Annotated in this window: 9 protein-coding genes; 2 read left to right on the top strand and 7 right to left on the bottom strand. The window is 64.0% G+C overall.

The features are described 5' to 3' along the window. From purL to X803_RS0112440, 5 genes are all read right to left on the bottom strand, one after another. A partial coding sequence (gene purL / locus X803_RS19740; RefSeq protein WP_035778911.1) for a phosphoribosylformylglycinamidine synthase subunit PurL occupies nucleotides 1-1,900 on the bottom strand: 1,900 nt, incomplete at its 3' end. Further along, entirely contained in the window at nucleotides 1,897-2,655 is a 759-nt protein-coding gene (purQ, locus tag X803_RS0112425) for a phosphoribosylformylglycinamidine synthase subunit PurQ (protein WP_026545381.1), read from the bottom strand. The genes purL and purQ, both read right to left, overlap by 4 nt. A gap of 14 nt (nucleotides 2,656-2,669) precedes the next feature. Continuing rightward, complete coding sequence (purS, locus tag X803_RS0112430) at nucleotides 2,670-2,927, bottom strand: phosphoribosylformylglycinamidine synthase subunit PurS (RefSeq protein WP_026545382.1); 258 nt, start codon at nucleotides 2,925-2,927, stop codon at nucleotides 2,670-2,672. Between the two features lie 165 nt (nucleotides 2,928-3,092). Then, complete coding sequence (locus tag X803_RS21130; RefSeq protein ID WP_051470732.1) at nucleotides 3,093-3,674, bottom strand: SSI family serine proteinase inhibitor; 582 nt, start codon at nucleotides 3,672-3,674, stop codon at nucleotides 3,093-3,095. Between the two features lie 75 nt (nucleotides 3,675-3,749). Then, on the bottom strand, nucleotides 3,750-4,655 hold the full coding sequence (locus X803_RS0112440) for a 3-methyladenine DNA glycosylase (protein ID WP_253907466.1): 906 nt from the start codon (nucleotides 4,653-4,655) through the stop codon (nucleotides 3,750-3,752). 361 nt (nucleotides 4,656-5,016) lie between these two features. Here X803_RS0112440 and X803_RS0112445 point away from each other — a divergent pair, with 361 nt between their 5' ends. Then, nucleotides 5,017-8,076 (top strand): S8 family peptidase, encoded by a 3,060-nt coding sequence (locus X803_RS0112445; RefSeq protein WP_084033720.1) that lies wholly within the window; start codon nucleotides 5,017-5,019, stop codon nucleotides 8,074-8,076. Nucleotides 8,077-8,205: 129 nt separating this feature from the next. Continuing rightward, nucleotides 8,206-8,484, top strand: coding sequence for a hypothetical protein (locus X803_RS19750; protein WP_035778914.1), 279 nt, complete (start codon nucleotides 8,206-8,208; stop codon nucleotides 8,482-8,484). A 72-nt stretch (nucleotides 8,485-8,556) separates the two neighbouring features. Here X803_RS19750 and X803_RS0112455 read toward each other — a convergent pair whose 3' ends face one another. Then, nucleotides 8,557-8,895: a hypothetical protein gene (locus X803_RS0112455; protein WP_156930062.1), complete on the bottom strand. Its 339-nt coding sequence runs from the start codon at nucleotides 8,893-8,895 to the stop codon at nucleotides 8,557-8,559. Nucleotides 8,896-8,941: 46 nt separating this feature from the next. Beyond that, nucleotides 8,942-10,246: an IS256 family transposase gene (locus tag X803_RS0112460; protein WP_245702877.1), complete on the bottom strand. Its 1,305-nt coding sequence runs from the start codon at nucleotides 10,244-10,246 to the stop codon at nucleotides 8,942-8,944. Between the last annotated feature and the right edge of the window lie 22 nt (nucleotides 10,247-10,268).

Below are 10,268 nucleotides of genomic sequence, written 5' to 3' on the forward strand. Positions count from 1 at the left end.
CCGCCTGCAGGTCCAGCACCGGCGGCTGCCCGCCGAGGTGGCCGCGCAGATTGGCCCACTCGGATCCGTCCAGCTCATTGCGGGTGGTGCCGAGCAGGTAGATCGCCTGGCCATCCTCGCGCCAACCTGACGGGGTGCGGCGTGCGACGTCGTCGAACACGCCCAGCACACCCACCACCGGCGTGGGGTGGATGGCCACTCCACCGGTCTGGTTGTAGAGGGAGACGTTGCCGCCGGTAACCGGAACGCCCAGGTCCTGGCACGCGTCGGCGAGGCCGCGGACGGACTCAGCGAACTGCCACATCACTTCGGGGTCCTCGGGTGAACCGAAGTTGAGGCAGTCGGTGACGGCCATCGGCTGGGCACCGGTGGTGGCGACGTTGCGGTACGCCTCGGCAAGAGCCAGCCGGGCGCCGTCGTACGGGTTCAGGTAGGAGTAGCGGCCGTTGGCATCGGTGGAGAGCGCGATGCCGAGGCCGGTCTCTTCATCGACCCTGACCACACCGGCGTCGTCCGGCATGGCCAGGGCGGTGTTGCCCTGGACAAAGCGGTCGTACTGGTTGGTGATCCAGTCCTTCGAGCACATGTTCGGTGAGGACATCAGCTCCAGCACGGCAGACTTCAGCTGCTCACCGCCGGCCGGCCGGTCTCCGGCGAAGGAGTCGGCCTGCACACCGTCCAGCCACTCGGGCCGGGAATAGGGGCGCTCGTACACAGGGCCGTCATGGGCAACAGTCCGGGGATCGACGTCGACAATCTTCTCGCCGTCCCACTCGATGATCAGCCGGCCGGTATCGGTGACCTCACCCAGCCAGGAGTACTCGACGCTCCATTTGTCCATGATCGCCTCGAACGCGCCCGCGTTCTCGGGGGTCACCACAGCCATCATGCGTTCCTGCGACTCCGACATCAGGATCTCACCCGGAGTCAGTGACGGGTCACGCAGCAGGACGTCGGTGAGTTCGACGTGCATGCCGCCCTCACCGTTCGAGGCCAGCTCGGACGTTGCACAGGAGATGCCGGCAGCACCCAGATCCTGAATGCCCTCAACGATGCCGTTCTTGAACAGCTCGAGGCAGCACTCGATGAGGACCTTCTCGGCAAACGGATCGCCGACCTGCACGGCAGGCCGCTTGGACGGCTTCGCATCGTCGAACGATTCGGAGGCGAGCACCGACGCTCCGCCGATGCCGTCGCCGCCGGTACGCGCACCGAAGAGCACCACACGGTTGCCGACGCCGGAGGCGTTGGCCAGCCGGATGTCCTCGTGCCGGAGGACGCCGACGGCCAGAGCGTTGACCAGCGGGTTGCCCTGGTAGACGGAGTCGAAGACCACTTCACCGCCGATGTTCGGCAGCCCCAGGGAGTTTCCGTATCCGCCGATACCGGCCACAATGCCGTGGACCAGACGCGCGGTGTCCGGATGGTCGATCGCGCCGAACCGCAGCGGATCCATGACAGCGACGGGACGTGCGCCCATCGAAATGATGTCGCGGACAATGCCCCCGACGCCGGTTGCCGCACCCTGGTAGGGCTCAACGAAGGACGGGTGATTGTGGGATTCGACCTTGAAGGTCACGGCCCAGCCGTCCCCGATATCGACGACGCCGGCGTTCTCACCGATCCCCACCAGGAGGTGTTCCTTCATGGCGTCGGTGACCTTGTCACCGAACTGGCGCAGGTGCACCTTCGAGGACTTGTAGGAGCAGTGCTCGCTCCACATCACCGAGTACATGGCCAGTTCCGCAGCGGTGGGCCGGCGTCCGAGGATCTCGACGACCCGCTGGTACTCGTTTTCCTTCAGGCCCAGTTCGGCCCAGGGGAGCTGCTGCTCCGGGGTCTGCTCGGCGTGTTCGACGGTGTCGATGTTGAACTTCTTTGAGGTTGTCTCTGTAGTCACTTGTTAACCAGTTTCTGCAGTACCGAGGTGAAGATGCCGAGTCCGTCCACGCCGCCGCGGACGTCGACCTCACCGAACGCTGAGGAGTCGGGACCGAAACCGGCCTCGACGGCATGTTCGGGGTGGGGCATGAGGCCCACCACGTTGCCGTGCTCATTGGTGATGCCGGCAATGTCCCGGCGGGAGCCGTTGGGGTTGCCACCGGCATAGCGGAACACCACACGGCCTTCGCCTTCGAGCTCGTCGAGGGTGCGCTCGTCGGCAACGAACTGCCCGTCCTGGTTCTTCAGCGGAACCACAATTTCGGTGCCCTTTTCATACGAGGAGGTCCACGCCGTCGTCGTATTCTCGACTGTGAGCCGCTGGTCCTTGCACAGGAAGTGCAGGTGGTTGTTCTTGATCATCGAACCGGGCAGCAGATGCGCCTCGGTGAGGACCTGGAAGCCGTTGCAGATGCCAAGCACCGGCAGGGAGCCGCCGGAAGCGGCCGCGGTGATCTGTTCCATCAGCGGAGCGAAACGGGAAATGGCTCCGGCACGCAGATAGTCACCGTAGGAGAAGCCGCCGGGGATGATGACGGCGTCCACATCCTTGAGGTCATGGTCGCCGTGCCACAGCGGAACACCGGTTCCGCCCGCAATGCGGACGGCACGCAGCGCGTCCCGGTCATCGAGCGTTCCCGGAAAGGTGACCACACCGACGCGGACGCCGGACAGGTGCTCGTCGACAACTTCGGCTGCCGAATGGCCGATCAGGGGAGTCTCGACAGTCACTGCGCGTCCTCGATGACCTCGACCCGGGTCACGTCCTCGATCACCGGGTTGGACAGGAGGGTGGCGGCGGCACTGCGAGCATGCTCCAGCACTTCTTCGGTGACGTCCCCCTCAACGGTGAGCTCAAACCGTTTGCCCTGACGGACTTCGGCGAATCCGGTGAACCCGAGGCGGGGGAGGGCGCCGGCGATGGCCTTGCCCTGCGGATCGAGGATTTCAGGTTTGGGCATGACGTCAACAACGATCCGGGGCATCCGGCAACTCCTGTGAAGTAAGAACAGCGCGTTTAAATGCGGTTGCCCGACGGGTGCCGTCTCACGCTCGGATTTCCTACAGCCTGATCCAGCGCTCCGCGAGCTTGCCGTTCCATTCTACCGGCCCAACCCAACGGTCCGTGACCCGTGAAGCGGCAGTCCGGCTCAGTTGGCGCCGGCCGGCCCGAGGATGGATTCGACGGCGTTCCACCGTGCAATCTCGCAACCGTCTGTCGCGGAGAAGGAGGCATAGACGCGATGCCCGTCCACGGTGCCCTTGATTGTGGCGGTCTGCGGCCCACCGTACTGCTGGGTGCACATCTGGTTGGGGTCCGGCTCCGCATTGAAGAACGCCGCGCCTAGGCGCTTGACTGCTTCACAGGCCGCTGCGGGATTCGGCAGGGTGGTGGTTTCCCCGATGCCGTCCGGAGTGCATTCGAGGAAGTACTCGACCGGCTCGGCTTCGGGATTCTGCCTGATGCTGATGGTCAGCATTGAACTCCCGACGGCGGCAGGATCGGACGGGAGGCTGGGTGCGGGCTTCGGTGAATCGGTCGACATACTGCTCTCCGAGGCGGTGGGCGTTGGGGACGGTACTGCTGGTTGGGACGACGGTGAACTGGGCGGGGCGGCGGTCAGCTCCGTTCCGGGGTTACCGGTGGCGCCGCAGCCGGCCAGCAGCACCGTCAGCACGGAGCCGGTCAGGAGGCAGGCGCCCCTGACGGCAACACTGCGTGCTGTTTCCACGGTAACCTCCTTGTCGCCCTCGCTGGTGGTCTCACCCGGTGCCCTCGCTACCGCTCCGAACGGCTGCGGCCCGGCTCAGTGCCCGGCATCCACGTGCAGTTGGTCGATGCACTTGTTCAACTGTGCACGCTTTAGCTGGGATTCAGCCGAGAACCCCCGCTGTGCCCGCACATAATCGGCCCGGCCGGCCGGGGTTTCGATGGCAATCGGCGGGTAGCCCCACTCGGCAAGATCATAGGGGGAAGCCTGCATATCCATCGTGCGGATGCGCCAGGCGAGCTCGAAGCAGTCCATGACCAGCTCGCTCGGAAGAACGGGGGTCAGTTTGTAGGCCCACTTGTAGAGGTCCATGTTGGCGTGCAGGCAGCCCGGCTGTTCAAGGTCCCGCTGCGCCTCCCGTGTGGGCTGAAGTTCATTCAGGGCGCTCGCCTGGGGAGCGTAAAACCGGAACGCATCGAAATGGGTGCACCTGATCCGGTTGGCCTCGACCACCTCATCCGTTCCGGACGGCCCCAGCCGGAGGCCCAGGTATTCATGCCGGATCGAATTCTCATCCGACTTGTAGGCCATGGCCCACTCATGCAGGCCGAAACAGCCGAACTGCGCCGGACGGGCGGCCGTGCCGGACAGGATGATGTGCGCAAAATCCACTGCCTCCCGCCGTGCGGCAAGGAAGGCGGGAAGATCGACCATGGCTGCGCCGTCGTCGTCGTTCAGTCCGAGCTGTTGCCGCTCGGCTGACGTGAGCGGACGGTAGAACTTCCAGCCGGCGCGTTCGACGGCGCCCGGGCCGGTCAGAACGGTATGCGCGCCCGGGTGCCAGCGCAGCAGCTGCGCAGGCTTCTGGGTGTAATAGGTGAACAGGAAGTCCTCGACAGGATGTCTTTTCTGTTCAGCCCGCCGCCGAAGGTAGGGCTCGGTGAACGCTCGGGCCCGCTGGGTATGGGCGAGGGCGCGCGGTTCCCACTCTTCCGGGGTCAGAACGGTCAGCGCCACCCGCCCATTATCCCTGATGGCCTGAAGCAACCGCTTTACCACTCCTGCCGCTGAAATTGAATTAACGTCCGTTATGAAAATTCATTCTTGGCGCAATGCCCTGTTTACCGTCAGGATCTGCTCAGGAACAGCCATCAGGCACCGTACCCGGGGGTAACCTATGGATGGCTTGGTTGTGACTCAGGGCACAGCCCTCACACCAGCTTCTTTCAGTCCGGCGTAGACCGGTCGCTTTTTCGATGAAAGGTACCCTCGCGTGAAAGACCCCCAACACAGGAACCGTCGGGCAGGTGGTCTGCGCAGAGCTACAGCTCTCGTGGTTGGCCTCCCCCTGATTCTCGGTTCCATGTCAGCGGTGCCCGCCGCTGCCGTACCCGCTGGCCCTACTGCTACCCAGCAGATCCAGCCGGTCAAGAAAGTGGATCCCAGCAACTACCCGGATGGCCGCTACATTGTGGTGCTCAATGAAGAGCCTGCTGCCATGTACGACGGCGGTGTCCCCGGAATTGAGGCGACCAAGCCTGAGAAGGGTGAGAAGCTTTCCGAGAAGAAGGACTTCCAGAAGTACAAGAGTCACCTCGAACAGAAGCAGCAGGCTGTTGCGGGCGAAAAGGGTGTGGCGATCAAGCGGTCCTACACCGCAGCCCTCAACGGTTTCAGTGCGAAGCTGACCTCGGACCAGGCTGTTGAGCTCGCCAAGGATCCGGGCGTGCGGATGGTTGCTCCGGACGTGGAGAATGCTCCCGACGACTACTCCAGCCTCGACATCCTCAACCTGCGCGGCGAGGGCGGCGCCTGGAACACCCAGTTCGGCGGCGAAGCAAACGCCGGTGCCGGAACGGTGGTCGGAGTCATCGACACCGGATACACGCCGAGCAGTCCCTTCTTCCAGGGCACGGAGGTCGTCAAGCTCAAGAAGGGTGAGCAGCCCCAGGTCGGCCAGCCGTACCGGGCCAAGGGCGGCATCGCGATGCTGAAGTCCGACGGCACCACCTTCCTCGGTGAGTGTGAGGTCGGTGTGCGCTTCTCCGGCACCGAATGCAACTCGAAGGTCCTCGCAGCCCAGTACTTCTCCGAGGATTTCGAAGAGTACGTACCCAAGGCGAACCGCGCCCCCGAAGAGGTGCTGTCGCCGATTGATGTGGACAGCCACGGAACCCATACGGCCAGCACGGCGGTGGGCAACAGCAACGTCACCCAGACCGTCGCCGGCCGTGACTTCGGCAAGTCTTCCGGCGTCGCTCCGGCAGCCAAGCTCTCCGTCTACAAGGTCTGCTGGGCGGACAATGATCCGAATACCGGCGGCTGCTACTCCTCCGCCTCTATCGCAGCGATCAACCAGGCGGTGCTCGACGGCGTCGATGTCCTGAACTACTCCATCTCGGGCAGCGCGACCACCACCACTGATCCGGTTTCCCTGGCCTTCCTGGGTGCGGCATCCGCAGGTGTGTTCGTGTCGGCCTCAGCAGGCAACTCGGGCCCGACGGCCAGCACCGTCAACCACGGAGCTCCCTGGGTGACCACTGTCGCGGCAAGCACCTTCAGCCACGCGCTGCAGGGAACAGCTGAGTTCGCCGACGGCACCAAGTTCCGCGGAGCCAGCATCATGAGCGCAGGAGTTCCCGCCAGCCCGGTGGTCCTGTCCGCAAACGCTGCCGCGGCCGGTGCCAAGGACGGCGACCTCTGCGCACCGAACTCGCTGGACCCAACGCGCGTGGCAGGCAAGATTGTTGTCTGCGACCGCGGCGTGTACGACCGCGTGGCCAAGTCCGCCGAGGTTGCACGTACCGGCGGAGTGGGCATGATCCTGGTCAACCTCACCGACTCCTCGATGGACACGGACAAGCACTCGGTCCCGACCATCCACGTCAACACTCCGGCGAGCCTTGAGCTCAAAGAGAAGGTTGCAGCCAATCCGGACATGCTGGTTGCTCTTGTAGATGAAGACACCACCGGTGAGCCGCTGCCTCCCGTCCCGCAGATCGCAGGCTTCTCCTCACGCGGTCCGCTGCTCGCCACCGGCTCCGATCTGCTGAAGCCGGACGTTGCAGCACCCGGTGTTGCCGTTCTCGCAGGTGTGTCACCGATCGGTACCGGCGGTGATGAGTTCGGGTTCCTCTCCGGAACCTCGATGGCCGCTCCGCACGTTGCCGGAGTGGGCGCACTCATCCTCGCCAAGAACCCCGCCTGGTCACCGGCTGCGGTCAAGTCCGCCATGATGACCACCGCGGATCCGGTCAAGAATGCCGAGGGCGGCGTGGACGGCGACGTCTTCGCAACCGGTGCCGGCCAGGTGGATCCCACCAGCGTCCTTAACCCCGGGCTCGTCTACGACGCCGGCAGGATCGAGTACCTGCAGTTCGTTGAAGGCACCGGATACGCGGACGTCAAGGGTGTCGAAGGCATCGACGCGAAGAACATGAACGTGCCGTCCTTCGCCGTCGGTAACCTGACCGGCAAGACGACCGTCACCCGTACGGTGACTGCCCTTACCCCGGGCACCTACACCGCAACGGCAAACGTGCCGGGTGTCAACGTGAAGGTGACCCCTTCGGTACTGAACTTCACGAAGGCCGGCGAGAAGCAGACCTTCGAAGTGACCTTCGAGAACGCCGAAGCACAGCTCGGCAAATTCGCCAAGGGTTCGCTGGTCTGGGAAGGCCAGGGCAAGGTTGTTGCGTCACCGGTCGCGGTCCGTCCGCAGTCCGTCGTCGCTCCGTCCCAGGTTGCGTTCACCTCGGAGGGCCCGGATGGAAGCGGAACGATCCCCGTCACCTCGGGTACCAACGCTCCGGTCAGCATGACGCTGCAGGGCCTCTCCAAGGCCAACAGCTCGCCGCTGTCGCTGGTGCCGGGACCGGTGGTTGTGGAAAACAACGCGTCGAATTACGTGACTGAAGTGACCGTTCCGAAGGACACGCCGTTTGCGAGTCTGTCGGTGCTTTCGGCCGATCCGGGCGCTGACTTCGACCTCTTCGTGTTCGATCCCAACGGGCGCCTCTACCAGGTGGCCACCGCCTCGGCGAGCGAGACACTGAACCTGCAGAACCCGGTTCCGGGCGTCTACACGGCGATTGTCAACCTCTATGCGAGCCCCAACGGCCAGGCAACGGCTGCAACCTTCGACGCCGCCATCCTCGGCGCCGATGAAGGCAACGCCTCGATCTCGCCCAACCCGCTGGAGCTCGCCAACGGCGAGTCCGGTGAGGTCACGCTGAACTGGGCGGGCCTTGAGCCCGGCTCCTACGTCGGCCGGGTGACCTACGCAGGATCCACCGCTGTCACCTTCGTGTCGGTTGTGGTGGATGGAACCGGCGTCGCTGCGCCGACTGCGGTGTCACCCTCCGGCGGGGCGAACAAGCTCCCGTCTGCGGATGGGGACAGCACCCCGACGAACGGGCAGTAACAACACACGGAAACTCCCCCGCGCCAGGCAGTACGGTGCGGGGGATTTCTGCGTCCTGGCCGGATCTTTTTCAGCCGGACGGACTTAAGATGTGGGTACTCGAACAGCCGCAGAAAGAAGGCGATACCCATGGCTGAGAGAACCCGGCGCCGCTGGATCAAGAACCCCGCCACGATTTTCCTTGGACCGGCCGAGAGGGACGCCCTCGATGAGCCGGTGGTGCACCGGCACGATGATTTCGAAAGCGCTTCGGAAGCAGAGCTCGCCGAACTCATTGTTGAGGTGGATTCCGAGGGCCATCACTACGCCGTGCGGAAGCACCCGGATCACCCGACAGTGCGCCGCACCGAACCCGTCATGAAGTACCCGGACTACTTCACCAAGCCGGTGCTTCACACAGAGGAATAGCCCCGTGAGTTGGCAGGACACACCCCGTTTGGCGCCCGATAAACGGCGTGTCCTGATACGTAAATAAGGTGATTAGGCTGCGCTGGTAGGTGCGAGGGTGACGTCGTAGCCGAGTTGGCGTAGTTGCTTGATGGCTCGGTTGGTCGTCTTGACTTGATTCATTCGGACGTACCGGTCTTCGTCCGGTTCTTTGTAGCACTCGCCGTTGGCGAGCATGTGCCAGATAGCGGTCAGGATCGAGTGCTCGATGGCGACGAGGGCTCTTTGAGCGCCGCGTCTTGTCTTGATCCGCCGATACCTGGCGCCGAGGTAACTGTTCTGGTCCCGCACGGCGACCATGGCCGCGGTTCCCAATGCTGCTTTGAGATACTTGTTGCCGGGCGGGATCTTCGTGGACTTGGGGCGTGTCAAATGAAGTGTGTAAGGGACCAGCTGGTTATCCGTTCTGCCGGGTCGGTCAGATCGGAAGCCTGTTAGGGAATTGGATGGCGAAAGCGTTCAGTGCTTGATGCCATCCCTGGGTCCCGGTGCCCAGCTCGCCACCCCGCAGGGTCTCGATGTTCCGGATCCCGAGATAGACGAGCTTGATTGCTGCCTCGTCGGAGGGAAACGAGCCGCGGGTCTTGGTGATTTTCCGGAGCTGGTAGTTGATCGATTCGATCTGGTTGGTCGTGTAGATGACCTTGCGGATCTCCGGGGTGAACGACAGGAACGGGATGAAGTCCTCCCACGCGTTCCGCCACGCCAGCACCGCGCCCGGGGCCTTGGACTCCCAGACCTCGGCGAAGTGCCCCATGGCCAGCTCAGCGGCCTCCACGGACACCGCCGTGTAGATCGGCCGCATGTCCTTCGCCATCGCTTTGCGGTCCTTGTAGGAGGCGTATCTCATCGCCGAGCGCAGCAGATGCACCACGCAGGTCTGCACCACGGTTTCGGGGTAAATGCTGTTGACCGCCGCGGGGAGCCCGGTCAGCCCGTCGCAGCACAGGATGAGGATGTCCTTGACCCCGCGATTGCGGATCTGGGTCAGCACATTAGCCCAGAACTTCGCTCCTTCCTGGGTTCCCAACCACAGGCCCAGCACCTGCTTACGGCCCTCCACGTCCACCCCGACGGCCACATGGCAGGCCTTGTTGACCACGACCCCGCCGTCCCTGATTTTCAGCCAGATCGCGTCGATATAAACGATCGGATAGACCGCTTCCAGCGGCCGGTTCTGCCACTGGGTGATCTCATCGGCGATCACGTCGGTGACCCGGGAAATCGTCGCTGCCGAGACCTTCGCCCCGTAGATTTCCTCCAGGTGCGAGCCGATGTCCCGGGTCGTCATGCCCCGGGCATACAGGGAAAGGATCATGTCCTCGACCTTGCCCAGCCGACGGGCCCGCTTGGGCACGATCACCGGCTCGAAAGTGCTGTTACGGTCCCGGGGCACGGTGACCTCGACCGGGCCCTGCAGGGTGTGGACCTGCTTGCTGGTCTTGCCGTTGCGGGAGTTACCGCTACCGGCCCCGGCAGGGTCGCCCAATTCGTATCCGAGGTGGTCGCTGATCTCGGTCTCCAAGGCCCGTTCAAGCACCGCTTTGGTCATCTGCGACAGCAGCTCCTCAACGCCGTGCCGGCCCTCTCCGAGGTCCTCCGCAGCGTTGACCAGAGCATCAATCTGATCAGCGCTGAGCACAGCGGCCAAGGGGTTATCAATCAGTTCGTTCTCGCCCAAAAGGGCCGTCCTCTCAGATGGTGAAACCAGCGGCCACACCATCACATCAGGCCGGACCCCTTAC

It is taken from the genome of Arthrobacter sp. 35/47, assembly GCF_000520475.1.
Taxonomy (GTDB): Bacteria; Actinomycetota; Actinomycetes; order Actinomycetales; family Micrococcaceae; genus Arthrobacter_D; species Arthrobacter_D subterraneus.